The 26,466-nt window shown below is 57.5% G+C and carries 25 protein-coding genes; 16 read left to right on the top strand and 9 right to left on the bottom strand.

Annotated elements, in window-relative coordinates; translation table 11 throughout:
- Positions 1–95: 95 nt before the first annotated feature.
- The 3 genes from ACXZ66_RS05175 (at position 96) to pth (ACXZ66_RS05165) (ending at position 2,926) form a co-directional block, all read left to right on the top strand.
- Positions 96–1,445, top strand: a complete 1,350-nt coding sequence (locus tag ACXZ66_RS05175; RefSeq protein WP_458750823.1) for an MFS transporter — start codon at positions 96–98, stop codon at positions 1,443–1,445.
- 224 nt (positions 1,446–1,669) lie between these two features.
- Entirely contained in the window at positions 1,670–2,290 is a 621-nt protein-coding gene (locus ACXZ66_RS05170; RefSeq protein WP_458750822.1) for a 50S ribosomal protein L25/general stress protein Ctc, read from the top strand.
- Positions 2,291–2,368: 78 nt separating this feature from the next.
- Positions 2,369–2,926, top strand: a complete 558-nt coding sequence (pth, locus tag ACXZ66_RS05165) for an aminoacyl-tRNA hydrolase (RefSeq protein WP_458750821.1) — start codon at positions 2,369–2,371, stop codon at positions 2,924–2,926.
- A 434-nt stretch (positions 2,927–3,360) separates the two neighbouring features.
- On the opposite strand, the gene ACXZ66_RS05160 is transcribed toward pth (ACXZ66_RS05165), so the two are convergent.
- Both ACXZ66_RS05160 and ACXZ66_RS05155 read right to left on the bottom strand, forming a co-directional pair.
- Positions 3,361–4,734, bottom strand: a complete 1,374-nt coding sequence (locus ACXZ66_RS05160) for an FAD-dependent monooxygenase (RefSeq protein WP_458750820.1) — start codon at positions 4,732–4,734, stop codon at positions 3,361–3,363.
- A gap of 64 nt (positions 4,735–4,798) precedes the next feature.
- Positions 4,799–6,166, bottom strand: a complete 1,368-nt coding sequence (locus ACXZ66_RS05155) for an MFS transporter (protein WP_458750819.1) — start codon at positions 6,164–6,166, stop codon at positions 4,799–4,801.
- Positions 6,167–6,230: 64 nt separating this feature from the next.
- Here ACXZ66_RS05155 and ACXZ66_RS05150 point away from each other — a divergent pair, with 64 nt between their 5' ends.
- From ACXZ66_RS05150 to ACXZ66_RS05135, 4 genes are all read left to right on the top strand, one after another.
- Positions 6,231–7,016: an IclR family transcriptional regulator gene (locus ACXZ66_RS05150; protein ID WP_458750818.1), complete on the top strand. Its 786-nt coding sequence runs from the start codon at positions 6,231–6,233 to the stop codon at positions 7,014–7,016.
- A 233-nt stretch (positions 7,017–7,249) separates the two neighbouring features.
- Positions 7,250–8,284 (top strand): cupin domain-containing protein, encoded by a 1,035-nt coding sequence (locus ACXZ66_RS05145; RefSeq protein ID WP_458751285.1) that lies wholly within the window; start codon positions 7,250–7,252, stop codon positions 8,282–8,284.
- 5 nt (positions 8,285–8,289) lie between these two features.
- Positions 8,290–9,117, top strand: a complete 828-nt coding sequence (locus ACXZ66_RS05140; protein ID WP_458750817.1) for a fumarylacetoacetate hydrolase family protein — start codon at positions 8,290–8,292, stop codon at positions 9,115–9,117.
- Positions 9,117–9,830 carry a maleylpyruvate isomerase family mycothiol-dependent enzyme gene (locus tag ACXZ66_RS05135; RefSeq protein WP_458750816.1) on the top strand — a complete coding sequence of 238 codons (714 nt, stop codon included), beginning with the start codon at positions 9,117–9,119 and terminating at the stop codon, positions 9,828–9,830. Before ACXZ66_RS05140 ends, ACXZ66_RS05135 begins: the two co-directional genes overlap by 1 nt.
- 125 nt (positions 9,831–9,955) lie before the next feature.
- Here the strand turns inward: ACXZ66_RS05135 and ACXZ66_RS05130 are convergent, their stop codons facing one another.
- Positions 9,956–11,338 carry a hypothetical protein gene (locus ACXZ66_RS05130; RefSeq protein WP_458750815.1) on the bottom strand — a complete coding sequence of 461 codons (1,383 nt, stop codon included), beginning with the start codon at positions 11,336–11,338 and terminating at the stop codon, positions 9,956–9,958.
- A gap of 15 nt (positions 11,339–11,353) precedes the next feature.
- Positions 11,354–12,301 carry a nitronate monooxygenase gene (locus ACXZ66_RS05125; RefSeq protein WP_458750814.1) on the bottom strand — a complete coding sequence of 316 codons (948 nt, stop codon included), beginning with the start codon at positions 12,299–12,301 and terminating at the stop codon, positions 11,354–11,356.
- 31 nt (positions 12,302–12,332) lie between these two features.
- Here ACXZ66_RS05125 and pth (ACXZ66_RS05120) point away from each other — a divergent pair, with 31 nt between their 5' ends.
- Positions 12,333–12,965 (top strand): aminoacyl-tRNA hydrolase, encoded by a 633-nt coding sequence (gene pth, locus ACXZ66_RS05120; RefSeq protein WP_458750813.1) that lies wholly within the window; start codon positions 12,333–12,335, stop codon positions 12,963–12,965.
- A gap of 85 nt (positions 12,966–13,050) precedes the next feature.
- On the opposite strand, the gene ACXZ66_RS05115 is transcribed toward pth (ACXZ66_RS05120), so the two are convergent.
- Positions 13,051–13,611 carry an NADPH-dependent FMN reductase gene (locus ACXZ66_RS05115; RefSeq protein ID WP_458750812.1) on the bottom strand — a complete coding sequence of 187 codons (561 nt, stop codon included), beginning with the start codon at positions 13,609–13,611 and terminating at the stop codon, positions 13,051–13,053.
- Positions 13,612–13,790: 179 nt separating this feature from the next.
- Here ACXZ66_RS05115 and ACXZ66_RS05110 point away from each other — a divergent pair, with 179 nt between their 5' ends.
- The gene (locus tag ACXZ66_RS05110; RefSeq protein WP_458750811.1) at positions 13,791–15,422 is read left to right on the top strand and encodes a peptide chain release factor 3; all 1,632 of its coding nucleotides are present in this window, start codon (positions 13,791–13,793) and stop codon (positions 15,420–15,422) included.
- Between the two features lie 4 nt (positions 15,423–15,426).
- Here the strand turns inward: ACXZ66_RS05110 and ACXZ66_RS05105 are convergent, their stop codons facing one another.
- On the bottom strand, positions 15,427–16,299 hold the full coding sequence (locus ACXZ66_RS05105; protein WP_458750810.1) for a patatin-like phospholipase family protein: 873 nt from the start codon (positions 16,297–16,299) through the stop codon (positions 15,427–15,429).
- A gap of 136 nt (positions 16,300–16,435) precedes the next feature.
- Here ACXZ66_RS05105 and ACXZ66_RS05100 point away from each other — a divergent pair, with 136 nt between their 5' ends.
- Positions 16,436–17,194 (top strand): HNH endonuclease family protein, encoded by a 759-nt coding sequence (locus ACXZ66_RS05100; protein WP_458750809.1) that lies wholly within the window; start codon positions 16,436–16,438, stop codon positions 17,192–17,194.
- Here the strand turns inward: ACXZ66_RS05100 and ACXZ66_RS05095 are convergent, their stop codons facing one another.
- Positions 17,195–17,575 (bottom strand): DUF2200 domain-containing protein, encoded by a 381-nt coding sequence (locus tag ACXZ66_RS05095; RefSeq protein WP_458750808.1) that lies wholly within the window; start codon positions 17,573–17,575, stop codon positions 17,195–17,197. It abuts the gene before it with no gap.
- Complete coding sequence (locus ACXZ66_RS05090; RefSeq protein ID WP_458750807.1) at positions 17,565–18,752, bottom strand: YihY/virulence factor BrkB family protein; 1,188 nt, start codon at positions 18,750–18,752, stop codon at positions 17,565–17,567. Before ACXZ66_RS05090 ends, ACXZ66_RS05095 begins: the two co-directional genes overlap by 11 nt.
- 83 nt (positions 18,753–18,835) lie before the next feature.
- Between ACXZ66_RS05090 and ACXZ66_RS05085 the strand changes: the two genes are divergently transcribed.
- The 6 genes from ACXZ66_RS05085 to ACXZ66_RS05060 all read left to right on the top strand — a co-directional run bounded on the left by ACXZ66_RS05085 (position 18,836) and on the right by ACXZ66_RS05060 (position 24,140).
- A complete protein-coding gene (locus ACXZ66_RS05085) occupies positions 18,836–19,318 on the top strand; it encodes a heme-binding beta-barrel domain-containing protein (protein ID WP_458750806.1) in 483 nt (160 codons plus the stop codon).
- Positions 19,319–19,348: 30 nt separating this feature from the next.
- Complete coding sequence (locus ACXZ66_RS05080; RefSeq protein WP_458750805.1) at positions 19,349–19,759, top strand: hypothetical protein; 411 nt, start codon at positions 19,349–19,351, stop codon at positions 19,757–19,759.
- A gap of 148 nt (positions 19,760–19,907) precedes the next feature.
- Complete coding sequence (locus tag ACXZ66_RS05075; RefSeq protein WP_458750804.1) at positions 19,908–21,179, top strand: NAD-dependent epimerase/dehydratase family protein; 1,272 nt, start codon at positions 19,908–19,910, stop codon at positions 21,177–21,179.
- Positions 21,180–21,185: 6 nt separating this feature from the next.
- Entirely contained in the window at positions 21,186–22,346 is a 1,161-nt protein-coding gene (locus tag ACXZ66_RS05070) for a glycosyltransferase family 4 protein (RefSeq protein ID WP_458750803.1), read from the top strand.
- Positions 22,347–22,544: 198 nt separating this feature from the next.
- Complete coding sequence (locus ACXZ66_RS05065) at positions 22,545–23,630, top strand: zinc-dependent alcohol dehydrogenase family protein (protein ID WP_458750802.1); 1,086 nt, start codon at positions 22,545–22,547, stop codon at positions 23,628–23,630.
- An 84-nt stretch (positions 23,631–23,714) separates the two neighbouring features.
- The gene (locus ACXZ66_RS05060; protein ID WP_458750801.1) at positions 23,715–24,140 is read left to right on the top strand and encodes a DoxX family protein; all 426 of its coding nucleotides are present in this window, start codon (positions 23,715–23,717) and stop codon (positions 24,138–24,140) included.
- Between the two features lie 72 nt (positions 24,141–24,212).
- Here ACXZ66_RS05060 and ACXZ66_RS05055 read toward each other — a convergent pair whose 3' ends face one another.
- A complete protein-coding gene (locus tag ACXZ66_RS05055) occupies positions 24,213–26,447 on the bottom strand; it encodes a YhgE/Pip family protein (RefSeq protein ID WP_458750800.1) in 2,235 nt (744 codons plus the stop codon).
- Positions 26,448–26,466: the final 19 nt, after the last annotated feature.

The raw sequence follows: 26,466 nt of genomic DNA, 5'->3' as shown, positions 1-26,466 counted from the left end.
TTACCACTTTTTGGCTAAGGTGTCCTTGGTATTGTGCGGGTATTGTGCGGTGAGACACAATCAGTCCGCCTATCAACTACCACATAAAGGGAACTATGAAAGCAACCACGACCCCGCGTGAGCGTCGTCGCGTCGTCGCAGCAACCACCGTTGGCACCGCTATCGAGTGGTACGACTTCTTCCTCTACGCCGCCGTGGCAGGATTGGTGTTTAACAAGCTGATGTTTGGGCCCGTCGGGGACGGCTCCTCTACAATTTTGGCCTTCCTCACCGTGGGTCTTTCCTTCCTTTTCCGCCCGCTGGGCGCTTTCCTCGCTGGTCACTTCGCCGATAAGCTCGGCCGCCGTATGGTGCTTATGGTCACGCTATTTGCCATGGGTGGCGCAACCACCTTGATTGGTCTGGTGCCCACCTATGAGCAGGCAGGAATCTGGGCGCCTCTTACGCTCGTGGTGTTGCGCATCGTGCAAGGCATGTCCGCAGGTGGCGAATGGGGCTCCGCCGTACTACTTGCCGTCGAGCACGCCCCCACCAACAAACGTGGCCTATTCGGTGCTGGCCCGCAGATCGGGGCACCCCTTGGACTGCTCATGGCCAACGGCGCACTTGCACTGATGAACTGGATCGCACCTGGTGACGCCTTCATGCAGTGGGGTTGGCGCGTACCGTTCTTGTTCTCCATCGTGCTCGTGGTTATTGGCTACCTCATTCGCGTAGGTGTCGACGAATCCCCCGTCTACACCGAGATGGCCCAGGACCGGGAAGCCCGCGTCGTTCCTGCCCACCCCATTGCCACGCTGTTTCGCACATACTGGCCGCTGGTAATCGTCGGCGCGCTGCTGTTCGCCGCGAACGGTGTTGCGGGCTACATGATGGCCGGTGGCTACATCCAGAACTACACCACAAACCCTGATGGCCTGGCCCTAGAGCGCGGCCGGATCCTGCTCATTGTCACGGCTTCGGCAGGTGTGTGGGTCGTATCCACGCTGTTCGCGGGATGGGTATCCGACAAGATTGGGCGCCGCAATACCTTCCTGCTCGGCTTCATCGTCCAAGCCGCTGGTGTTCTCGCGCTTTTCCCGCTGGTGAATACTGGCGAGTACAGCATGGTTTTCTTGGGCCTTGGTTTCCTCTCCATCGGGCTTGGCCTCACCTACGGCCAGACCAGTGCGACCTACGCTGAGCTCTTCCCTGCTTCGATCCGCGGGTCGGGAGTTTCCATTACCTACGCCATCGGCTCGATCATCGGCGGTGCTTTTGCGCCTATGATCGCCGCATGGATGGTAGAAAACACCGGCTCTACCTGGGGCGTTACGGCCTATCTACTCACTGCCACCGTCATCGGATTTATCACCGCAGCCCTGTTGCGCGACCGGACCGGCATTGCATTGGGCCACGAAAACGAGCAGCGCCAGGCTCACGGCCATTTCATTTTCTCCCGGTAGGGCTCCTGGTCGCTTGAGCGTTTTGGACCAGTACACTTGCTGGTGTTATGCTTTTCAGCGTCTCGGCGAGGGCCTGAAAGAATGGCCGTTATCGACGCGATAAGTATCACAGACTTTTATGGCCTGCGATCACTCGACGAGCAAAACACGTTTGAGTTGGTCGCAGGTTTTCTTTTTTAGAACACCTATTTTAGCGGCCGCAACCACTACTTTTAGGAGTTCACATGGCTGAAACCCCAGTAATCAAGGCAGAGCTGCGCGAAGAGTTCGGTAAGGGTGCTTCCCGCCGTCTGCGCCGCGACCGTCGCCTCCCAGGCGTCCTGTACTCGAAGGGTGCAGAGAACGTCCACTTCCACGCTGACCTGCTGGAGATGCAGGCTCTCGTTCGTAACGACGGCGTTAACGCTATCCTCGAGCTTGAGATCGACGGCGAGCAGCACCTCGCAATGGTCAAGTACATCGACCAGAACGTGCTCACCCTCGACATCGACCACATCGACCTGCTGGGCATCAAGCGCGGCGAAAAGGTTGAGGTTGACGTTCCTGTTGTCACCGAGGGCGACATCGCTCCAGGTGCCATCATGATCCAGGAAGCAGACGTTATCACCATCGAGGTCGACGCTCTGAAGATCCCTGAAGAGATCACCGTTTCCGTCGAGGGCAAGGAAATCGGCACCCAGATCCTTGCCGGCGACATCGCTCTGCCAGCAGGCGCAACCCTGATCACCGATCCTGAGGATCTGATCATCAACGTCACCTTCGAAGAGGTTGACACCGAGCTCGAAGAGGCTGCAGCAGCAGCCGAGGAAGGCGGCGCAGAAGCAGGCGCCGAATCCGCCGAGTAAGCATTTCGCTTCACGACGATTAACCGCCTCACTGGTAATCCAGTGGGGCGGTTTTTGCATCTATGCCAATATAGAAGCGTGTCTCACTCTCCCCTTTTAATCGTTGGCCTGGGCAACCCCGGCCCGCAGTATGCCGAAACCCGCCACAACGTTGGTGTAATGGTCATCGAGGAACTCCTCGGTGAGGTCTCCCCCATGCCTGCCACCTTGAGCGTGCATAAGAAAACCAACACCGAAGTTGCCGAGCTCACCGCAGGTCGTTTAACGTCTCGCCAAACTATCCTCGCCCGGACCAGGTCTTTCATGAACGTCTCGGGTGGTCCAGTCAAGGCGCTTGCCAATTACTTCGGCACTTCACCTGCCGACCTCTACGTCATCTACGACGAAATCGACCAAGACTTCGGCGAAATCAAGCTCCGTTCCGGCGGTGGCGACCATGGCCACAACGGGCTCAAGTCCATTACCAAGTCCTTAGGTACCGGCGATTACAACAAGCTCGGTGTGGGCATCGGCCGACCACCTGGACGCCAGCCAGTCGCCGACTACGTACTCAAGCCCTTCAGCAAGAAGGAACAATCCGAGCTCCCCTTCATCTGCGGAGACGCGGCAACCGAGCTGCTCCGCGCGCTGCACTAGCCCCTTTTGTCGGGGCACGCAGGGCCACGCACGCCTCACGAATTTCGTGGGCTCGACCCTACTAGGTGCACAACGCAGGACTTTGTTCCACGCGACCTGCGCTTTTAAATTTCGCAGTGCGTTAGGTCCGGCGAGGGCATCGTCGCAAAGCGAAAAACCGTACCTAACGTCGGGCGAAATCTAAAACCCCAGGTCAGATAATGGTGATATCTTGCGAAGTGCACCTTTTCGAGCATCCAGGGCACGCAAGGCCACGCACCCCTCACGAATTTCATGGGCTCAGCCCCACTAGGTGCACAACGCAGGACTTCGTTTCCTGCGACCTGCGGTTTTAAATTTCGCAGTGCGTTAGGTCCGGCGAGGGCGGGAGAAAAACAAAAAATGGCGCGGATCGGCTCCCAATTGGAGTCGGTCCGCGCCAAAAGTCGAGACGACTAGATGGTCAGCTCTTCAGCAGACTTGCCCTCTTCGCGCTGGCGAGCAATCTTGTGCAGATTGTACTCCCACTCGTCGAGTTCCTTAGGCAGGTTGCCCTTCGAAGGATCCTTGATGTACTCGCGGCGGTTAGCGTCGTAGTCCCACAGCCAGTCTGCGTACTTGAACCAACCAGTGCGCTCAGCCTCACGGAAGAGCTCGTTGCGGATGAGACGGGACAAGCCATCAACGTGCCACAGCTCGCCCCAGAAACGGGAGGTGGTCTGGATGCGTCCGCAGCGAGGAGCGCGCTCGTCGGCGACTTCGCGCAGAACTGTGGTCCAATTCAGGTCACCAGCATTGACTGCATCGGAAGCATACTGAGCCAGGCACTCGGCGTCCTCCATGGCCATGATTGCGCCGGAAGCGATGTACTGCAGAGGTGGGTGAGCTGCGTCGCCCATCACGATGATGCGGTCGGAAGCAATCCAATCCTCGAGTGGCTCGCGGTCAGCCATCTGCCACCAGGTATCCAGCCACATGTTGCCCAAGCGACCCTTCACGGCCTCGTTGGTGTGGTCGAAGGCCTGCTTGAACTCTTCGTTGTTGCCCCAGTCCTCTGGAACTTCAGTGCCATTGGTCAAGGCCTCCAGGTAACGAGGAGACTGGAACACAGCAACCTGGTTCAACAGTTCGCCGCCGCGCAGCGGGTACTGGATGAAGTGGCAGCGTGAGCCAATGTAGCCACGGACATCCTTGAGGTCCTTCATTTCCTCGTCTTCAGCAAGTGGGGAGGTACCGCGGTAGGCCACGTAAGCAGACGGCACTGGCTCATCATCAACGCACATTGGACGGAAGACCGAGTGAATCCCGTCGAAGGCGACTAGGATGTCGGCCTCGTCGTCGTCAAGCTTCTCTCCTGTGTTGGCATCCTCGCGGTGCACTGACACTCCGTCGCCGTGATCGTCGGCGCCAGTAACCTTGACACCGTTGACTAGGTTCGCACCGGCCTCGCGAGCGGCCTCGACGAGCATGTTCAGCAAATCAGAACGGTGAATGACGAGGTACTCGGCACCGTAGTGCTCGAGGAACTTGTCATCGAACTCCATGTTCAGGATTGGTTCGGCGGTAATGCCATCACGGAACTGCATACGTTCTGGCAGGTAGCCGCCTGCGATTGCCTTTTCCTTCAAGCCCCACTTGTCCAGCATTTTCACGCCGTGTGGGCCGATCTGAAGGCCGGCGCCGACTTCCTTGAACTCGTTGTGACGCTCGTACAAGGTGACGTCTGCACCACGCAGTGCAAGTGCGAGGGCACCTGAAGCACCGCCAATACCACCACCGGTGATGATGATCTTCTGGCCGGCGAGGTCGTTGGACTTGTTTGCTGACATTGTGGAGAATCTGCCTTTCTAATTAAGTCTGATTAAGCGGTTATCGGCGAATACAGTTGTGAAATTACTGTGGTTCAGCCTGGGAGACCACTGTGGCGGCCGGCGTATCGTTCTTAGCCTTGTCGCGACGCTGGATTCCGGAGAGGATGAACAGCGAGAGCGAGGACAGCAATGCTGCGATGGCGAACATGAGGTAGTTGGAGTTGACGCCCAGGCCCCAGGAAAGCAGGAGGCCAGCAAGCTGAGGTGCTGCCACTGCGCCGAGGCGGCCAACGCCGAGAGCCCAACCGAGGGCGGTGCCACGCAGACGCTGCGGGTAGAACTGAGAAACTGCAGCGATGATAAGGATCTGGGTGCCGTGGGTACCCACACCTGCCAGGATCAAGATGACGTATACCCAGAAGATGGATGGGCTGGTGAGCAGGAAGAGCAAGGCAATACCAGCAACACCAGCGGCGACGCAGCCCGACTGGACGGGACCGAAGCGGTCGCCTGCCCATGCTGTGACAACGGAACCGATAATCGCGCCGAGGTTCAGGGCCAGGGTGAAGTTCAGTGCGGCGCCGAAGTCGTAGCCTGCGGTGGTCATCAGCTTAGGCAGCCAGGTGCCCAGACCATACCAAGCCAGCAGTGTCACGAAGGTCGCAATAGCAAACCAGATTGAAACGGTGCGGTACTTCGGGCTGAGGATCGCGCCGAAGCCAGGCTTCTCGTCTGCTTCTGCTTCGTTCTGCTCTGTCTCGTGGTGTGCGAGGTAGTCTTCCTTGATTTCTTTGTCGGAAGGAATCACCTTCATCGCGATTGGCAGGCCAATGACCAATGGCACAAAGGCGATGAGGAACATGGTGCGCCAGCCCCAGTGTGGATCAGATGGAACGATCCACTGCGCCAAGATAGCAGCGATGGAACCACCCAGTGGAACACCGGACATCATCACGGTCGACCATGCAGAGACCTTGTTGGAAGGCACGAGGTCGGCGGTCATGGCGTTCACGGAAGGAACCAAGCCACCGAGGCCGATGCCTGCCAAGACACGGAAAATAGCGAAGATGACAGGTCCTGGTGCGAACGCACACAAGATGGTGAAGATGGAAAGGATCAGGACCGATCCGATGACCGCAAACTTACGGCCGATGCGGTCGGAGATGCGCCCGACTATGAGCGCACCGATTACCATGCCGACGAAGGCTGCTGAGCCGACGGTGCCGGCGGCGGCCGAGCTCAGGTTCCACTCTTCCATGAGTGCGCCCTGCACGGTGCCATAGACAATGAGGTCATAACCGTCGAAAATGACGAAGAACCATCCGATCAAGACGGCGGCAAGACGTCGTCCAGAAATACCAAGAATGGTGAAACTGTTTTCTTTTGCGTACTCGACGGTATTACGCCGCTGTGAATCAGCGGTATCTCGAGGTTCGGAGATGGAAGCCATACGCATATCTTGGGCGTGATGCGGGTTACAATCAAAATAGTTCCACATAGCGGAAGGTAATATTTTGCTTCACATTGGCCCCACGCACGGCTCACCCCCGCGCGAGTATCTCCAATCCGTCGACCTCGCACTCGTGTTAGTGCTCATGCTGCGCGACTCGGGATCGCTGACAATTTCCTCAGCGGCCGAGTCCCTCGACGTCGCCCAATCCACCGTACACCGATCAATGTCCATGCTGGTCTACCGGGGTTTTGCAACTAAGTCCGAATCTCGCAAGTACCTTCCGGGGCCGGCGCTGTCGTCGTCAAGCTTGGTGCCTGGCGTCGGTGACGAACTGATCAACGCAACCGCCGACCACCTCAGGGCGATGGCCACGGAGTCGGCGGAGACAGCGAATCTGCAGGTGCTGGCGGGCAATAAGTCCCACTTCATCTTTTCGGTGGAGGGCACCCAGAACGTGCGCGTGAGCTCCAGACAAGGCCAAATCATGCCGGCAGCGGAAAATGCGGGCGGATTGTCCATGCTCAGCGAGCTTTCCCCAGGCGAGCTGCGCGGCCTCTACCCCACCATGACGGATGCAGATTTCGACGAGTTGCGCCGCACCTTACAGCGCACCCGCAAACGGGGATTCGCCTACAACAACGGACTGTACGAACATGACGTGTCCGCAGTTGGCACGGTGCTAAAAAACGAGCTCGGAGACACTCTTGGCGCGGTGACCATTGCCATTCCCACACAGCGCTTCCGCAACGCGCACCGCACGAGTGCCGACGTCTTGATGCGCCACGCCGCCGATATCAACCGCAGACTGGCGAAGTTCCGTCCACCTCCGATGTCTGGTATGGGGTAGCCCGTTTTACCCCCACTTTCAGATTCCGCAGAACGGAATAGCTTTGTGTCACTTTCTAATCTTGCCTATGTTCGATGTCACAACCGTTTCTAAAAGCCGGTTTTCAAAAAAGCTTTACCAATAGGAACTAACAGGAGGTTAGAACCGTGAGCAGCGAAAACGACTACTCCAAAGAGCACGTTGAATTCAAGGTCCCCGAGGCCACCCCAGAAGAGCAGGCAGAACTCGACGCCATGTACAAGCGCATGGACGAGATGCATCTGAAGCCACTGTGGCGCCAGATCGGCGGACTCATGCCAAACAGCCCAGAACCAGACGCAATCCCATATCACTGGGACTGGGAAGAGCTGTACAAGATGGCTCAGCGCTCCGGCGAGCTCGTTCCCGTCGGTCGTGGCGGCGAGCGTCGCGCAATCGGCATGGCTAACCCAGGCCTCGGCGGCAACACCTACATCGCACCTACCCTGTGGGCTGCAATCCAGTACCTGGCACCAGGCGAGAACGCTCCTGAGCACCGTCACTCCCAGAACGCTTTCCGCTTCGTCATTGAGGGCGAAGGTGTCTGGACTGTTGTCAACGGTGACGCTGTGCCAATGAAGCGCGGCGACTTCCTGCTCACCCCGGGCTGGAACTTCCACGGCCACCACAACATCGCGTCCGAGCCAATGGCTTGGCTCGACGGCCTGGACATCCCATTTGCACGTCAGATGGACACCGGCTTCTTCGAGTACGGCACAGAGAAGCTTACCGACGAGTCCACTCCGGAATACTCCCGCAGCGAGCGTCTTTGGGCTCACCCAGGTCTGCGCCCAGTTGCCTACCCTGGCCAGCAGTCGGCTTCCCCAATCGGCCGTTACGCTTGGGAGCACACTGACGCGGCACTGACCGAGCAGCTCAAGCTCGAAGACCAGGGCTTCCCTGGCGTTGTCTCCCCAGGACACGCAGCTATCCGCTTCACCAACCCAACCACTGGTGGCGATGTCATGTCGACCATCCGTGCTGAGTTCCACCGCCTGCGTCCAAACGCTGCGACCGTCCCAGTTCACGAAGTGGGCAACCGCGTCTTCCAGCTGTTCCAGGGCTCTGCCACCGCGTATGTTGGAGACCAGAAGTTTGATCTCCAGCACGGCGACATCTTCAACGTTCCATCGTGGAAGAAGTGGCACATCGAGGCTGGCGCCGACGGCGCTGACCTGTTCAACTTCTCTGATCACCCGATCTTTGAGAAACTGGATCTCGCACGTACCTACACTCCGGAAGGAATCTAAATTTCATGCGCCTAGCAACAATTCGTTCTCAGCAGGGCACCTTCGCAGCACGCGTCGAGTCCGAGACCTCCGCCGTTGCAATCAACGGTTATGCCAACGTCGGTGACCTGCTCCAGGAAGAGAACTGGGAGCAGATCGCCAAGGATGCTTCCGGCGACGCAGTTTCCTTCAAGGAGACTGACCTCGAGGCTGTTGTTCCTGCACCAAACAAGATCGTCTGTGTTGGCCTGAACTACGCCAACCACATCAAGGAAATGGGCCGCAACCTGCCTGCAGTTCCTACCCTGTTTGTGAAGTTCCCAGACGCACTGACCGGTCCTTTCGACGACGTGCTGGTTCCTGAGTACGCAAACTCCGAGCTGGACTGGGAAGGCGAGCTGGCCGTAATCATTGGCAAGCGCACCCGTCGCGTCAAGGCTGCCGATGCAAACGATCACATCGCAGGCTACGCAGTCATGAACGACTACACCATGCGCGATTACCAGTACCGCACCTTGCAGTGGCACCAGGGCAAGTCCTTCGAGAAGACCGCTGGCTTCGGCCCATGGATGACCACCAAGGACGACTTCACCTTCGGTGGCGAACTGGCTACCTACCTCGAGGGCGAGAAGATGCAGTCGACCCCAACCGACGATCTGGTCTTCAACCCAGAGGCACTGATCGAGTACATCTCCCACATCTACCCACTGGATGCTGGCGACGTGATTGTCACCGGTACCCCAGGTGGCGTCGGCCATGCACGCGATCCAAAGCGCTACGTCGGCGACGGCGAGACCGTCAAGGTTGAAATTGACGGCCTGGGCCACGTGGCCAACAAGACGGTGTTTGAATAATGAGCACCTTCCACGACCTATCTATTGAGGAGCGTCTCCAGCTCGTCCGCCGTGGCACCGCCCACTACTCGGGCCAGCTGGCGCTCATTGACAACGCCGATTTCGGTCGCGATACCCTCCTCGAAGGTTGGTCCGTCTCCCACCTGGCTGCGCACGTTGCCTACAATGCAGCGGCTTTGTGCAACCTGATGGACTGGGCGGAAACCGGCGTGGAGCACCCCATGTATTCCTCCCCGAACGCCCGCGGCGAGGAAATCGAATACGGCGCGACGCTGATTCCTGATGCGATCCGCAACCTGCACGACCACACGCTTGTCCGTTTGGACGTTGCATGGCGCGACGCTTCCGAGCAAGCTTGGTCCCACGAGGTCAAGACCGCCCAGGGCCGCACGGTTCCTGCGTCAGAGACCTTGTGGATGCGTTCCCGCGAAGTCTGGATCCACGCCGTTGACCTGAACGTCAACGCTGGTTTCGCAGACATCCCAGAGGTCATCTTGTCCACGCTCCTTCCGGAGATCGCGGGCAAGTGGCGTGGCGGCGGCCTCGGCGAGGGCCTCGTCCTTGTCAACACCGACACCGACGAGCGCATCGAGGTTTCCGGCACCCCGACCACTGAAGTTCGAGGTAGCCTCCAGGGCCTCGCACGTTGGGCCACCGGTCGTGGCGGTCGCGGTGTGAACGAAGATACACCGCAGCCACCTCGCTGGCTTTAAGGCTGGCTTTAAGAGCATTTCGCTTGACGACGATTAAACCCACCTGGAACCTTTCTACTGCGGAAGGTTCTAGGTGGGTTTTCGTCTGTGGGCCCCCGAGAAGCCCAAGCTAAACCTAGGTTGGTTTAGGATTTCGGGCGCAAAGCCTTATGCACGTCCACGTCATGCTGGTGCCAGGAGAACACCACTGAGAATGGAATGTAGTGGTTCACACCCGTGCCTACTCGGTAGTCCGAGTCGTAAACGCGTGGTACTTCACGCTCGGTGGTGCGCTCGAATTTGCTGAATTCTTGTTCGTCGATGAGTTCGACAACCAATGCACAATCCCCTAGCAGGCGCACGTACTGATCAAGGAAGTCGTCTGCTTCTACTTCGTCGCGCAAATCGTCGGCGCGTTCACTGAGCGATCGTGCTTGATTCTGCAACACTTCGTTTTTCGCCACCGTCTGAGCTTTGAGCATGTCATGCGAAAGTTCGTCGGCTGCTTGAAGCCGGGCAGCGTTGTCGCCCTGTTCAATTAGGTAGATCATGTCAATGTTTCCGCCGGCCGTTGCCACCTGCTTTGTCGTCTCCGCAGCCTGCTTCAGCAGCTTGTATTTCGAGCGGAACGTAGCGTCGTCCGAGTCTGCCGTAATCGAGTCGAGGGCTTGGACATCGTCGCGAAGCTCAACGAATTTATCGCGTACTTCTTCCCAATCTTTGAGCAAGTTTTCATCCGCCAACTGCGAGGTCAGCGAGTGTGCGCGGACATCAATGGCATCTAGGCGCCGATCTACGTCGGGGTAATGAGCCATTACGATTCCGTAGTAGGAGCGGGCTTCTTCGGCACGCTTCTTGCGACGTCTCCCGAGCACATAGGAGCCTCCACCCGCGGCGGCGAGTACTACTGCGCCGCCGATAATCGCGCCAAAGATGACGCCTGAATCGCCAGGATTCGGCTCGGGCGTGACTACTGCATCAGCCATCGCAAGCAACCCGTCAACGGTTTTCAAATGTTTGAAATCGGTCTTCCCTGCCCCCTCCGCATTAGTCAGGTGTTTTCCCGGCCACAGATCAAGTGCGTCACACACGTCGTTTCCGCAGTACACGCCGGTAAAGTTGGGCAGGTACCCCGTGGCGATGATGAGTTTGCCATCGTTAAAAGTGGAACCGGTGATCAAGTCCGGGCGCTGCTCACGGGAATAGTTTTGTACTTGGTCGCTGAGCACCGTCTCGTAATCGAGTCCTTGCGAGTACTCGTTGAAAACCATATAGGTCACTTCGTGCACAGCATCCGGAAAACTCAGCGCAGTCGTGCCATCGACAAGACTGGTCACATCGGAAGCGCTCAGCAGACCTGAAGGGTCTTCGACCTTCACCGACAGAGCAGAAGCAGCAGGTGCCGACGAGGCTGCCGGAGGCGCCTCTTGCGCCACGGCCACGCCCGGCGAAACCCCAAGGGCCGCGCCACCAATCAGCAGCAACGAGGCCGCTACAAGCCCCACAGGCCTGCGGAAGTTTTGTTCCATGCCTCTACGCTACCGTCAGTGCGGTAGCAATCGCCTCTCAATTTCCCGCGCCGGTGCTGCCAGAATCCCCGTGGCAGGCTCCCCCACCAGACAGTAAGCAAATTCCGGTTCCTCCCGCCGTTGCTTCAGCATCGCATTGAGGTAGGGATAGATCGCGGGCATGTCCGGATGCCGGCTGGTAAAGGTCGTCTCAAGGCCACGCGCGTAGCGGCCAGAGAAGGCACGAGTGCTTATCGACGATCCACCAGCCGCCAACAATTCCCGGTTGAACTGCGAGGTGCCGGCCTCGTCGGCAAGCAAAAATGCGGAACCACACATGACCGAGGCGGCACCGAGCCCCACAAGCCCCGCTACCTCGCTTGATGTGCGCACCCCACCTGCGGCGATCAGCGGCAGCTCTGTCACCTTCCGAACTGCGGCTACTAGGTCGGGCAGGCTGCGACTATCTGGCTGCGCGGTGATGCTCCACGTGCCACGGTGTCCGCCTGCATTCGGCCCCTGGACAACCAGCTTGTCGGCTCCGAGCTGAGTGGCTGCCACCGCGTCCTCGGGCGTGGTGACGTTGACCCACGCCTCCACACCGCGGGAATGCAGCGCTGCAATATCGCTTGAAGAAAAGCAGCCGAACATGATCGAGACCACTCGTGGGCCGGTCCCTGCATCGATGGCCTCGAGCACAGCTGCGAACTTCGCTGGGTACCCGCAGGTGAGATCCACTGCCGGTACCTCAACGCCTAACTCGGTGGCAACGGCAGCGACATCTCCGGGCGCGGGCTGTTCTGTCTGCGCGCTAAAGAGGTTGATGCCAAAGTCCCCGGTGGCCTTGGCCAGTTGTGCGCGGGCGTCGTCGACACTGCAGGTGCCCAGCGCCAGGAACCCGAAGGAAACGGCATTGACCAGCTCAGGTGTCGAAGGCCCGCCTGCCATAGGCGCCACAATTACGGGCGGGAGTACGAAATCCATGGGGCCATCATAGGTGTGGAAGAATTGTCGTGTGTTCAATTTTCTTCGCCACTTGTTTCGCTCCGCACCTTCCACTCCTACCGCCGACCCGCTTGACGGCGCTCATGCCGAATGGCTAATTGTGGGGTTGGGCAATCCCGGGGCGAAATATGAAACTACCAGGCACAACGTGGGCTACATGGCCGTTGACCTGCAGCTTAGCAAAAATGGCGTGCGCCTGGAACCGGTACCGGGAATCAAGGCACAGGTTGCCCTGAGTGACAATGTCGCCTTCGCACGCTCGACAACGTATATGAATGTCTCGGGCGAAGGGATCGCCCCGCTTGCATCAAGGCTAGGTATCGCACCCGAGCGCATCATTGTGCTTCACGACGAATTGGACCTGCCGCCGGGCGAGGTACGCGTCAAACTCGGTGGCAACGAAAATGGCCACAATGGTTTGAAGTCGCTGAGCGAGCACCTGGGCACCCGCGACTATATTCGGGTCCGCATCGGGATTGGCAGGCCAGATACGGCTCAGCCAATCGCCGAGTGGGTGCTTACTTCTGCCGGAAGTGGCCCTGAATTTGAGGAGCAGATTTCTCGGGCTGCGGAGGCGGCTTCGCTTATTGCTTCGGAGGGCCTTGCCAAGGCGCAAAATAAGGTGAACTCGCGAAAGAAATAGCTGCGAGAAACAAGAAGGGAAACAAAAATCCGTATCTCCCAGATGGAAGATACGGATTGAAGCTGTGCTAAAAACTAGCTAAAAACTACTGGTTAGCGCGAGCAATTGCCTCGGCGGTCTGCTCCAGCTCGTTGAGGAGGTTCTCCAGCTCGCCGCCCTTGCGCTCTGCTGGCTGCAGGCCTTCTGGACCGAACTCGGTGAACAGGGAGAGCTCGATGGTGTTACGCAGGTCAACCATAGCGAAGTTAGCAACGATTGCGCGCCAGTGCTCAACCGCACGAACGCCACCCGAAGCACCGTAGCCGACGAATGCGACTGGCTTGCCTGCCCACTCGGAACCGAGGGAGTCGAAAGCGTTCTTCATTGGGCCCGGTACGGAGTGGTTGTACTCAGGGGTGATAAATACGTATGCGTCACAAGCATCGACGGCCTGGGACCAACGGGTCACGTTCTCGTTGTCGTACTGCTTGTTTGCTGCACCTGGAACGGTTTCGGACTCGAGCAGTGGAACGTTGAATTCCTTCAGGTCGAGCATGACGTATTCTGCGCCTTCGCGCTTCTCAGCTGCGTCTGCAACCCACTGCTTAACAGCGTCTGCGGAGCGTCCTTCGCGGATGGAACCGACGAAAATACCAATCTTGGTCATTCTAAAATCCTTCTTTGTTGACAAGTCATCTTTCCTTTAACATTGTAATGATTATTCAAGGATGCGCAATTCAAAGTGCGCTTCGCAGGAAAACTTTCACGAACTTCACAGTTCTAACAGCGTCCCCACAGTTGGGCCGTCTCGGTGTTTTGCGGGGGCACCGACTACTCTTAATCCCCATGAGTACGCTTACGGAAGCAGCACGCCGCCGCACATTCGCAGTTATTGCACACCCCGACGCAGGTAAGTCGACCCTGACCGAGGCATTGGCGCTGCATGCACACGTTATTTCCGAAGCGGGCGCAGTCCACGGCAAGGGCAATCGTAAGTCCACCGTGTCTGACTGGATGGACATGGAAAAAGACCGCGGTATTTCCATCGCCTCTTCGGCACTGCAGTTCGAGTACAAGCCCGATGATTATGACGGGGAGCCCTACGTAATCAACCTCGTTGATACACCGGGCCACTCCGACTTCTCGGAAGATACCTACCGCGTGCTCTCCGCGGTGGACGCAGCCGTCATGCTGATCGATGCTTCCAAGGGTCTCGAGCCACAGACCCTGAAGCTCTTCCGGGTCTGTAAAGCACGTGGTCTTCCCATTGTGACCGTAATTAACAAGTGGGACCGTATTGGTCGCGAACCCCTCGAGCTTGTCGATGAAATCGTCACCGAAATCGATCTCCAGCCCACCCCTCTCTACTGGCCTGTCGGCGAAGCAGGCGATTTCCGTGGCCTCGCTCACGTCAACGACGAGGGCGAAGTAGACAACTACACTCACTTCACCCGCACCGCCGGTGGCTCCACCATCGCGCCCGAGGAGGATTACACCCCCGCTGAGGCCGAAGAAAAAGAGGGCGAGGCCTGGGAGACCGCCGTTATGGAGGCCGAGCTGCTAGCCGCCGACGGTGCCGTTCACAATCAAGAGCTCTTCGAGCAGTGCGTGACCTCTCCCCTGATCTTCGCCTCCGCAATGCTCAACTTTGGCGTGCACCAGATCCTGGACACCCTGTGCGAAATCGCACCTGCACCTGCCGGTCGCGCGTCGGATCCGAAGGCAGTGGCGTCGTCGACAAGTGCCATGGACGAATACCGCAACCTCGACGACGACTTCTCCGGCATCGTGTTTAAGGTCCAGGCCGGTATGGACAAGAATCACCGCGATACCCTCGCCTTCATGCGCGTGGTCTCAGGCGAGTTTGATCGCGGCATGCAGGTCACACATGCTCAATCAGAGCGCAGCTTTTCGACGAAGTACGCGCTGACCGTGTTTGGCCGCAGCCGTGACACCGTGGAAACTGCGTTCCCTGGCGACATTATCGGCCTGGTGAACGCGGGGTCGCTCGCTCCTGGGGACACGATTTTTGAGGGTCGTAAGGTGCAATACCCACCGATGCCACAGTTCGCGCCGGAGCATTTCCGCACGCTGCGCGCGAAATCGCTGGGCAAATACAAGCAGTTCCGCAAGGCGCTCGAGCAACTGGACGCCGAAGGTGTTGTACAGATTCTGCGCAACGATCTGCGTGGCGACGCAGCACCGGTCATGGCTGCTGTTGGTCCGATGCAGTTCGAGGTCATGCAGGCACGCATGGAAAACGAGTACAACGTGGAAACGGTTACCGAACCGATTCCTTACACAGTGGCACGGCGTACCGACGAAGCCTCGGCGCCCGAGCTTGGTCGCCAGCGCGGCGTGGAAATTTTCACCCGCACCGACGGCGAACTCATTGCACTATTCGGCGACAAATGGAAGCTGGCCTTCGTGGAAAAGGAACACCCGAACCTGACCATCGAACCCTTAGTGGCCGACTAGTTCTCTAGCTTCCGAGCCGGAGGAACTGCATCCACGACTCCCACTCGCGGTCGACCTGCGAAAGCCCAAGCTCATATGATGCCTCGAGCTTGGGAACTCTTCGCTCGCTCACCTCGACCGGCATCGTATCTGGGAAAAACACTTGAGCCTGGCCTTCCTTTTCTAAGTCGAGGATGCGCTGCTTCGATGCGTTGTAGCGTGCTGGGCGCGTGATCTGAGCTTCTGCAACGGCTGGGTATTTGCGGAAGAGTCGTCGTAAAGCTGCGGGGCGCGATACCTCGGGCTTCCAATAATCCCGGGTCCGCGATGCAATGACCAGGAACTTTGAGTACCCGGCGCGCTCAGCCGCATCAATGAGTAGGCCGCCGGACTCGCCGAGGGCACCGTCGACGTAAGGCGCGTCATCGATAACGCGCATGGGCATGACTAAAGGCAGTGTCGACGAGGCGCGCACCGCGGCAAGGACGCTTTCGCGCTCGCCGAGATCTTTGCGCGTCCATGTCCTAGTTTCGCCGGTGTCGGCCCGGGTGGCATCAATGTGAACGTCAATTGGGTTGTCGCGGAATGTCTCCCAATCGAATGGGAGCGCTTCCTGGGAGTTCTCATAAATAAACTCGGCGTTGAAGTACCCCGTGCCGCGGATCATGGACTGCCACCCGCCGAACTGTGGGTGGGAGGCAAAGGTTGTAAACGCTGCTTTCGCGCGTGGGGCATCGCGGGAGACATAACTAGAAAGGTGAGACGAACCTGCAGAGACTCCGCCGACCCAACCGAACTGCACTTCGTGTTCAATGAGCCGAACCATGGCACCAGCGGTGTAGGAATTGCGCATACCCCCGCCTTCAATGACAAGGGCTGTGTCTGTTGCATCGATCATGCCACCATATCGTAGTCCCATCGCTTAAATTTCGTAGCCGTACCAGCAGATATAATGTTTTGTTCCCGAACATGTTTGTGAACGATGCTCCGCAGTTTTCTGCTGTGTCGAGGCCGCCAGCTAGGGTGAAGCTACTGTGAAAAAATTGCGTAGATCGCTGGTTATTGGCGTTGTTGTTGCACTGGGTTTCGGGGCTTATGTGCTCTCGGCTGAGTTCTCGGCTGAAAATCCTGACGGAGCTCCCCTTCCCCCGGGCAGCGTCTTGGAAGTGCAGCCGGAGCCTGCACCCGAGCCGGAGCCTGCACCCGAGCCTTCTGGCGATCTCGAATCAACCGCCCGCGCTCAACTCGCGGAGCTAGAAATCAAGGGCAAGGCGGGGCGCGGTGGCTACCAGCGCGAATTGTTCGGGGACGAGTGGTCAAATAACAAAGGCCTCGACGTTGTCGATGGGAGCTGCGATACGCGCAATGTCATCCTTGCCCGCCAGGCCGATTACCTTGACTACGCCGCAGATGGGTGCACGGTGACCTGGGGCGTGATTCGGGATCCCTATTCCAACGAGTACATCGATTTCACCCGAGGCGACGGCCAGCTTGAGATCGACCACCGTGTGAGCTTGTCCAATGCGTGGGAAACCGGTGCATTTCAATGGGACGAGCACACCAGGCGCAACTTCGCCCACGATCCGCGCAACCTTGTGGCCGTGAAGTCCAGCCTGAACCGCCAAAAGAGTGCAGGTGATGCGGCCACGTGGCTGCCACCGTATAAACCGTACCGGTGCGAGTTCGCGGCGAAACAAATCGAGGTCAAGCACGCCTATGGTTTGTGGGTAGCTCCCGCCGAGCACGAGGCGCTGACCAGGCAACTTGATACGTGTTCAGACCCGGCAAGCTAATTAGACCCGCTTGATCTTTTCTAGCTTCTTGCCTTTAGCCAGCTCGTCGACGACCTTGTCCATGTAGCGGATCTTTTGCATCATGGGTTCTTCGATATCTTCCACGCGCACCCCGCAGATCACGCCGGTGATCATGGAAACGTTGGGGTGCAGACCAGGTGCCTCGTCGAAAAACTCTTCTAACGTTTGTTCCGAATTCGCTGCAGAGTGCAAACTCTCAACATCGTGGCCGGTGAGCCAGCACAGCACCTCGTCAAGTTCCTCGGTGGTGCGACCTTTGCGTTCCACCTTGGCTACGTACAGCGGATAAATGGAAGAAAATGTCATCGCGTAGACGCGTTGGAGGGTTTTCTCGTTGGTTTGCATGGTGCTATTTTCCATTTTCTTCTTGCTCGGTGCCAACTTCAGCGTGTTTGGCTGCGTGGCGCTCCTTAATAGAGGCAGCCGTGGCCTCCAGCCTCTGCTGGGTCTTCGCGTATTGTACGGAAGCGGTACTCGATCGTGGCGGTGCCTGGATCGTCTTTTCGGAATCGTAGCCAACCTGCAATTCCTTTGCGCGCAAGATCTCGGCATCTATTTTTACCCCAACGATGAGCGCAATGTTCATCACCCACAGGGCAATTAGGCCGGCCACCAATGTACCGATCGCACCGTAGGCGCTGGCACCGGCGAAATAGGTCAGGTACAAATTGAACAACCACCACACCACTGCGATGGAAAGCAGCGCAAGCACCGAGCCAAAGGTCAACCAACGAAACCGTGAAGGGCGTACGTTCGGTGCAAAGTAATACAGCATCGCCGTGAGCAAAACGGCAATCACGGCAATGACGGGAAACCGCAACCAGCGCCACACGGGCAAGAAAATTTCCACCAAAAATTCAAGTGTGCCTGTCAACCCCAGGGGCTGCGCAATCGGCTCGAGGAAAAACTTCACGATGTCCTCGCGCAGTAGGAACGCGCCAAGCATGAGGACGAGCCCGATGACCAGCCCAAACGTTAGCCCCCACATTGTGAGCCATTGACGTATCGATGCCCTGCCCTCAACGCGGCCGTACACGGAGTTCGAGGAGCGCGCGAATGCTCGCACGTATGCCGATGCCGAGAACAACGCAACGGCGACACCAATGATTAACGCAACAGTGCCTTGGGCTGCGGAACCCACAATGGATTCGAAGACTCGGCGCACCGGTTCGGCGATCTCGTTTGGAACGTAATCGTTGATCAATTGATCAGCGAGCGAATTGACCTGCGATTCATTTCGCGCCAACACCAGTGTGGCAATCGAGTATGCAGAAAGCACAGTCGGTGCAAAAGACAAGAGCATAAAGAAAGCGAGTATCGCTCCTCGATCGAGGAACTGGTTCAAGAAGAAATCATTCCACGTCCGACGAATCACAAGCCCCCAGCTCTGCCAGGTCAGCCGGTTCCCCGGAGCTAAAGGGTCTGCTTTGTCTTCGTCCTGGGAAATGACGTGTGCCTTGCTCCCGCCAACAGGAACGATGAAGTCGGCGCTGGTGGCACCAGAAGCAGCACCTTCGTGTGAGTCCTTCTCGCTCATGGGCTCAAGGGTACCGGCTACCATGCACTTTCTCTGATGGAACACCACCGCACAGTACCAATAGTTCTTCTAAGCTTGAGGCCATGGAACTCCACGACAACGTCGCGCCGTTCGCATTCCTTGCCGGCGAATGGGTTGGACAAGGCTCCGGCCACTACCCGACTATCAGTGACTTTTCCTACTCGGAGACGCTGATTTTCACGACACTTCCGAATAAGCCTTTCCTGCGCTATGAGCAGAAAACTTTTGGCCCCGAGGGCAACCCCATGCACACTGAAGTGGGATTTTTGCGCCCCATAACAAGCACAACCATGGAGTTTGTCATCGCCCAGCCCACTGGACAAACGGAGCTGCTCGAAGGCGTTGTGCAGCGCAATGGCGAGGAACTCACGCTCATTTTCAACCAGTCGCACGTGGTCAATTCTTCAACGGCAAAACAGGTCGATGCAACTCAGCGCCGCTACCACTTCAATACCACGAAAACAGAGCTGACCACTGAGTTTGATATGCAGGCAGTAGGCCAGGAGATACAGAACCACCTGCGCAGCTCGCTGAAAAAGCGCTAAGGCTTTCCCAAGGCAATTAGACTCGTCGCCATGGGCTTACTCGATCGCATCCGTGAATTTTTGGGCACGGACAACTACCCCGAACTCGTTGATTACCCGAGCGAGGTCGCCATCACCGAAGTCGATGTGCTCAGCGTGCACACGGCGCACATCACGCCGGACACCAAGGACATCATTGTCATAGTCACGCTCGACGACAGGGCGTTCCGGCTCGCGCGCGAGACTGAGGAACCACTTCGCATGACGCTTCGCGACGAACGCCCCGTCACCTGGGTGCCCGTCAAACGCGAGGGCCCACCGGCACTGGATCCCACCCTAGGGTGGATCATCCCGCTGACCCCCCAGACGCAGGCGGAGCTGCGGGCGTTGCCCGCCGACACCGACCAAGTCGAGCTGGAAACGATCAACGTGGGGTTAATCGTCGAAAAGCGAGTGCCCTAGCCCACACTGATAATGCCGTCAGCTGCGTACATGTCACCTGAAATTAACCCCGCCAAACAGGCAGGTACGTGCTAGAGAGACTAGGGTGGATAGACAGCGTGCAACTTGCACACTTTTTCCTGTCCACTGAAATTTATTGGAGTATTTAGTGAAGATCGCAATCTTGGGCGGCGACGGTTTCTGCGGCTGGCCAGCATCCCTCCACTTGTCGGATCTAGGCCACGACGTGGTTATCGTTGATAACCTGTCTCGTCGTGAAATTGACAAGGAACTTGGTGCGGAATCACTTACCCCAATCCGTTCCATCGACGAGCGCATCGCTGCATGGAAGGAAGTCTCCGGCAAGGAGATCGGCTTCGAGAACATCAACGTGGCCAAGGACTATGACGCGTTGCTGGCATTGTTCAACGAGTACAAGCCGGATGCCGTCATTCACTTCGCAGAGCAGCGCGCGGCACCTTACTCCATGAAGAACTCGCGCAACAAGCGCTACACCGTTGATAACAATACGAATGCTACCCACAACATGCTGGCGGCAATCGTGGAATCCGGCCAAGACATCCACGTTGTTCACTTGGGCACCATGGGCGTGTACGGTTACGGCACCGCGGGCATGAAGATTCCTGAGGGCTACCTTGATATTAAAGTCGAGGTCGACGAGGACGAGAACGGTAACTCCGTCGAGCCGCACCTGATTGACCAGCAGATTCTCTACCCCACCAACCCCGGTTCGATCTACCACATGACCAAGGTGTTGGATCAGCACCTGTTCGCGTACTACGCCAAGAACGATGAGCTGCGCATCACCGACCTGCACCAAGGCATCATCTGGGGCACCAACACTGAGCAGACCGCCCGCGACAAGCGCCTGATCAACCGCTTCGATTATGACGGCGATTACGGCACCGTGCTCAACCGCTTCCTTATGCAGTCCGCTGTGGGCTACCCACTGACCGTGCACGGCACCGGTGGCCAGACCCGCGCGTTCATCCACATCCGCGACATGGTCAAGTGTGTTCAGATTGCCTTGGAGAACCCACCTGCTACTGGCGAGCGTGTGAAGATCTTCAACCAGATGACCGAGACCCACCGCGTGCGCGATCTTGCCAACCTCATCGCTGAGATCTCCGGTGCACAGGTAGAAATGGTGCCCAACCCACGCAAGGAGTCCGCCGAGAACGAACTCCACGTGGTCAACGACACCTTCCTTGATCTGGGCCTGAACCCAACCAAACTGGAAAATGGTCTGCTGCACGAGGTCGAGGAGATCGCCCGTAAATACGCCGATCGCGCGGATATGTCCAAGATTCCAGCACGTTCCCTGTGGACCGAGAACCAGGCAGAAGGCGTTCCTTCTTCCGTTGATTCTGCAGAGTCTGCAGGCGGAGCAAGCCAGTCCAGCGCTGCAGCAAAGGCGTAATCGGCGATGAAGATCTCCATGTTCACGGAGGTCTTTCTGCCAAAAATTGATGGAGTGGTCACCCGCATTACGGGGACCCTTGAGCAATTGGCAGAAATGGGCCACGAAGTGCAATTATTCGCCCCAGGCGATCCACCAGACACTTATGCAGGATTCGATATCCAGCGAGTGCGAGGCGTGTCGTTCAAACCCGTGTACCCGGAGATCACCGTCGGTCTGCCAACTCCCGCCATCGCGCGCAGGATGGAGGAGTTTCAGCCAGATATTGTCCACGCCGTCAATCCCGTGGCTCTCGCAGCGTATGGAGTGCTTTCGGCGAGGCGTCGTAACATTCCACTCGTGGCATCGTTTCATACAAACGTGCCCGAATACACCGAATCTCTCAAGATTGGTTGGCTGCGCCAGCCTGCGGCGTGGTGGATTCGCACTTTGCACAACGAAGCAGAAATCAATCTTGTCACCTCTGGGCCGATGATGGAGAAGGCCACCGAAGCTGGCATTCGCAATGTGAAGTTGTGGCCAAAATCCGTAGACACCGTTGGATATACGCCAAAGCGCTACTCGCGCGCCATGCGTGAGAAGCTCACCAGTGGCCACCCTGATGCTCCACTTGTGGTCTATGTCGGGCGCATGAGCCGCGAAAAGGGCCTCGACCGGCTTGCCGGCATCATGGTGGAGCTGCGCAAGCTCGTTCCGCATGCCCGCCTAGCTATGGTGGGCTCTGGCCCGCAGCTCGACGAGCTGAAGAAAACTCTTGACCCAGCATGGACTACGTTTACCGGCTACATGTCGGGTGTCGAGCTTGCCGAGGCCTTTGCCTCTGGCGACGTGTTCTGTTTCCCTTCCGAGACAGAGACACTCGGCCTCGTCGCGCTTGAGTCCTTCGCCTCTGGAGTGCCCGTCGTGGGCGCCAACGCTGGTGGCATCCCCTTCGTGATCGATGACGGAAAAACTGGGTTCTTGGTCGATCCCGCAGCGTCTGATGCCGAGTGGGCAGAGCCGATTGCACGATTGCTTAACGACGATGCCCTGCGCAAACAGATGAGCGTAGCCGCACGCGAGGAGGCTGAGCGCTGGTCATGGCGTGCCTCTACCGAGCAAGTGGTGAAGTACTACGAAGAAGCCATTGACTTGCACTCGAAGCGGATTGTGAAGAAGCGCAAGTAGCCTGTGCCTCTAGCTTGCGCTTCTGGTTCTCCTTTGTGATCGGGTAGATTCCGAACGCTTATCGTTCGATGTAGATCAACATTTCCTCAGGTCGGGTCCGGTATTTGTGGTAACTATTACCCTCGCCAAACCATTTTCAATAACTAGGCTAGGAGGTGTACGACTTGATTCACTCACTACCCCTTCCAAGGAGTTTTCATGTCCGCAACGATGACCGCCCTAACCTACTACGGCGAGAACGACCTTCGCGTCGAAGAACGTCCAAAACCCACAATTCTTGAACCCACCGATGCCATCGTGCGCATCACCACAACCACGATCTGCGGTACCGACCTCGGCATCGCCCATGGTAAGAACCCAGAGATCGAACAGGTCGCCCGCGAAAAGACTGGCGAATGGAATGGCCGCATCATCGGCCACGAAGGCATCGGAATTGTCGAAGAGGTCGGCTCCGCGGTGTCTGACTTCAAGCCTGGCGACAAAGTGATCATCTCGTGTGTCTCACGCTGTGGCTCCTGCGAAAACTGCCAGAAGCAGCTCTACAGCCACTGTCTCAACGGCGGCAGCTGGATCCTTGGCTACATGGTCGACGGCACCCTGGCGGAATACGTCCGCACGCCTTTCGCATCGACGTCTCTATTCCATCTCCCAGAAGGCCTTGACGACGACGTCGCGGTCTTCTTGTCCGACGCGCTTCCTACCGGTCACGAAATCGGTGTGCTCAACGGCGAAGTATCTCCCGGCAAAGACGTCCTAATTACGGGCGCTGGCCCCGTGGGCATGGGCGCTTTGCTCACCGCACAGTTCTACTCCCCTTCCACCATCATCATGTCCGACATGGATGACAACCGCCTCGAAATGGCAAAGCAGATGGGCGCGACACACATCGTCAATCCATCTAAGGACAATGTCGACGAACTCATCTCTGAGGTCACAGGTGGACGTGGCGTAGACGTAGCTATTGAAGCAGTGGGCCTGGCCCCAACCTGGAAGACCTGCTGTGACAACCTCAAGGAAGGTGGCAACTTGGCCGTCGTAGGTGTCTACGGCAAGCCAGTCGACTTCGAACTGCAGAAGCTCTGGGCACAAAACATCAAGGTCACCACGGGCATTGTCAATACCAACACCATTGGCATGTTGCTCAAGACTGTGCAAAATTCTGATCTCCCGATCAAGGAACTAGCCACCCATCATTTCAACTGGGATGAGCTAGGCAAGGCCTGGGACACCTTCTACAATGCTGCAGAAAATAAGGCGATGAAAGTCATCATCAACGCAAACTAGAGTCTCCAGGGTATTCGGACTCCTCGATCAATGTGGCTTAGTTTAAATTTGCACCAATTGCTTGAAGTCTGTAGTGTTCGGGCAATGCAAATTACCAAGGATATTTCAGCGCTTATCGCCCGCATCATTCTGGGAATCATTCTCGTCGCCCACGGCTGGCAGAAGTTCACAGAATGGACGATCGCTGGCACAACCGAATCGTTCGGCATGATGGGCGCTCCCCTACCTGGTCTTTCCGCTCCATTGGCGGCCATCATCGAACTCGTTGGCGGGATCCTCATCATTGTTGGCCTGGCCACCCGGTGGGTTGGCATCATCGTCGCTCTCGAAATGCTCGGCGCCGCGATCATCGTCCATATTGACAGCGGTGTGTTCGTGACCAATGGTGGTTGGGAATTGGTCGGTGCCATTGGTGCCGCCGCCCTCGCACTCACCGCGGCCGGAGCTGGACGCTTCAGCCTTGACCACCTCATCGCTCAGCGACGCGCAGCTCAGCCGGTTCACGCCTAAACCACACACCACCCTCGGGCCGCATTCATTTAAAACTGGATGTGGCCCGAGGGTCTTTTTCCTGTGACAGAGCTAGACCCGTACTAATTCACGGTCATTTTCAACGAGCGTTTCTTCGGCCTTTAATTCACCGTGCTCACTGGCCACACCCTGAACTCGGGCGCGTCGGACAACGTAAGTAACCGAGAACGACGCCACGATGAAGATTCCCATCACACCGAGTCCCGTGTAGAAGGTGGAATCGTAAATGCCATCCGAGGCTCGCACGAAAGCATCGCGTGCGTAAGTCATCGGATGAATCGCGTTAAGGAAGGAGAACACCTTTGGCATGAGCTCAATTGGCCACACCGCACCGAAGGAGAATACTCCGTACACCACCGTAACCAAGGATGCGATGCCTCCGAATACTCGGCCAAGAACGCTTCTCAGCATTTGGAACATCGCCGTACCGAGAGCGGCAATAGTGGCCAGTACCACGATCATGATGCCCCAATTTGCTGGTGACCAGCCGAAGGAAGCCGACACAGCTGCCAACACTGCGATCAAGAAAACATTGACCAAGAACGAAGCAAGGTAACCTCGGACAGTCGGGCCTAAGGCACTATCTAGTCGGTTCCTGCCTAAAACATGCGGCATGAGAACGGAAGCAAGCGCCATTAGTAGGAAGCCAAAGACCAAGATCAGCAGGATTGACACACCACCCTTGACTTCCTTCACAGTCGGATTATCAGCGGCAACAACGAGCTGAACTGCATTGTGGTAATCCTCGCCGAAGGACACGGGGACGGCAACCTGGTGGGCAGATGCCTGAACATCTTCCACGCGAGGAGCATTATCCACGCCCTTCTTTAAGGAATTCTCCAGCTTGCCAGTGCCTTCAGAAAGGCCACTGGCGCCCTCCTTGAGTGCAAGGCCACCGTCGTAAAGCTTGCCGGTACCGGCGTAGAGTTGCTGCTGCCCGTCTGCGATTTGCCCGAGGCCGCTGTGCAACTGTCCCTGGCCGTCAGCTAGCTGGCCAAGCCCATCATGGAGTTGACCCTGGCCTTGAGCGAGTTGACCAAGACCGTCATGCAATTGTCCCTGGCCTTGAGCGAGTTGACCAAGACCGTCATGCAGCTGCCCTTGCCCGGCTACAAGCTGATTCGATCCGTCTGTGATCTGGTGCCAACCGCTCATCAACTCGGAGTCCTGGTTGTTCAGTTCGCTTCGCATCTGCGCGGTGCCATCGCGCAGACGGTTGAGATCGCTGACCACAGAACCATCTAGTTGGTTCGCAAGCGAAAGAATCTGGTTCGCCTCTTCTGTGCGACCAAGTGAATTCAACACTTCTGCAGCGTTGTACAAGTGAGGGGCTGCAACTTGCGCCTGCTGCAACATGGGAATGAGCATTCCGGTCAGTTGTTGGACGCCGTCGTCGATCTGGACGGAACCGCTTGCCAACGAACCAAGCCCTTGGGACTGAAATTGGTTTAGCCCGGAAGCTAGCTGGTTTTGACCCTCAACCAATTTGCCGGAACCCTCGAGCGCGGTGTTGGTACCGGTGACAAGCTGGCCCGAACCGCTGAGCGCGGAATCTGTACCTTTGAGAAGTTGACCCGATCCGTCAAGTGCGGAGTTAGTGCCGTCGACCAATTGACCCGAACCATCGAGTGCAGTCCCGGTACCTGCGGAGAGCTCGCCCGCGCCATCGCGCAGAGCAACGATGCCATCCACTGCGGCACCAACTCCGGAATCGACCTTGGTCGCACCTTCGTTCAGCTTGACGGATCCTTCATGAGCAACGCCAAGGCCGTCACCGAGAGAATTCAGTCCTTCGAGCACCTTGACTGCGTAGCCTTCCTGGATACCTGCAGCCACGGCAGTTTCAACTTGTGGCACCACTCCGGAAGTGAGAACGGAGCCATTGGTTCCGTTGAAGTCGTTGTAGGAAATGGTCACCGTGGGGCTCACAGGGTTCGGCGAAATAACGGTTTCCAAATCCTCCGAGAAATTGGATGGAATGTAAACGGTAAAGAGGTAATCACCACGAATTAATCCATCAGCTGCGTGACCCGCGGTCGTTTCCTCGAAAGCCATGTAGTCGGTGTTCACCAGGCCTTCCACGACCGAATCACCGAAGGTACCAGTGTCCTCATTAACCACGGCGAGTCGCACTTGCGGGAGGTACTTCGATGGGTCCCACATGGACCACATGTAACCCACCGAAAGGATGAGAGGGGCAATAAATATTGCAATTAGCCCAAAGCGGGCTAAGCCACTGCGCGGGCGCCAATCCAAGATTGCGCCAAGGCCTCTATTGGAACTCATCTATGCCGAACCTTCCTCG

Source organism: Corynebacterium sp. S7 (assembly GCF_054401105.1).
Note: the sequence above shows the minus strand (reverse complement) of the source record. Positions and strands in the feature narration are given on the sequence as shown.

Coding starts and splice junctions, on each gene's coding strand:
- ACXZ66_RS05070 (WP_458750803.1), top strand. CDS start 21,186: ATGAAGATCTCCATGTTCACGGAGGTCTTTCTGCCAAAAATTGATGGA.
- ACXZ66_RS05115 (WP_458750812.1), bottom strand. CDS start 13,611: ATGACCAAGATTGGTATTTTCGTCGGTTCCATCCGCGAAGGACGCTCC.
- ACXZ66_RS05160 (WP_458750820.1), bottom strand. CDS start 4,734: ATGTCAGCAAACAAGTCCAACGACCTCGCCGGCCAGAAGATCATCATC.
- ACXZ66_RS05140 (WP_458750817.1), top strand. CDS start 8,290: ATGCGCCTAGCAACAATTCGTTCTCAGCAGGGCACCTTCGCAGCACGC.
- ACXZ66_RS05170 (WP_458750822.1), top strand. CDS start 1,670: ATGGCTGAAACCCCAGTAATCAAGGCAGAGCTGCGCGAAGAGTTCGGT.
- ACXZ66_RS05085 (WP_458750806.1), top strand. CDS start 18,836: ATGGAACTCCACGACAACGTCGCGCCGTTCGCATTCCTTGCCGGCGAA.
- ACXZ66_RS05080 (WP_458750805.1), top strand. CDS start 19,349: ATGGGCTTACTCGATCGCATCCGTGAATTTTTGGGCACGGACAACTAC.
- ACXZ66_RS05110 (WP_458750811.1), top strand. CDS start 13,791: ATGAGTACGCTTACGGAAGCAGCACGCCGCCGCACATTCGCAGTTATT.
- ACXZ66_RS05105 (WP_458750810.1), bottom strand. CDS start 16,299: ATGATCGATGCAACAGACACAGCCCTTGTCATTGAAGGCGGGGGTATG.
- ACXZ66_RS05135 (WP_458750816.1), top strand. CDS start 9,117: ATGAGCACCTTCCACGACCTATCTATTGAGGAGCGTCTCCAGCTCGTC.
- ACXZ66_RS05065 (WP_458750802.1), top strand. CDS start 22,545: ATGTCCGCAACGATGACCGCCCTAACCTACTACGGCGAGAACGACCTT.
- ACXZ66_RS05125 (WP_458750814.1), bottom strand. CDS start 12,301: ATGGATTTCGTACTCCCGCCCGTAATTGTGGCGCCTATGGCAGGCGGG.
- ACXZ66_RS05060 (WP_458750801.1), top strand. CDS start 23,715: ATGCAAATTACCAAGGATATTTCAGCGCTTATCGCCCGCATCATTCTG.
- ACXZ66_RS05155 (WP_458750819.1), bottom strand. CDS start 6,166: ATGGCTTCCATCTCCGAACCTCGAGATACCGCTGATTCACAGCGGCGT.
- ACXZ66_RS05175 (WP_458750823.1), top strand. CDS start 96: ATGAAAGCAACCACGACCCCGCGTGAGCGTCGTCGCGTCGTCGCAGCA.
- ACXZ66_RS05095 (WP_458750808.1), bottom strand. CDS start 17,575: ATGGAAAATAGCACCATGCAAACCAACGAGAAAACCCTCCAACGCGTC.
- ACXZ66_RS05055 (WP_458750800.1), bottom strand. CDS start 26,447: ATGAGTTCCAATAGAGGCCTTGGCGCAATCTTGGATTGGCGCCCGCGC.
- ACXZ66_RS05090 (WP_458750807.1), bottom strand. CDS start 18,752: ATGAGCGAGAAGGACTCACACGAAGGTGCTGCTTCTGGTGCCACCAGC.
- ACXZ66_RS05145 (WP_458751285.1), top strand. CDS start 7,250: ATGTACAAGCGCATGGACGAGATGCATCTGAAGCCACTGTGGCGCCAG.
- ACXZ66_RS05130 (WP_458750815.1), bottom strand. CDS start 11,338: ATGGAACAAAACTTCCGCAGGCCTGTGGGGCTTGTAGCGGCCTCGTTG.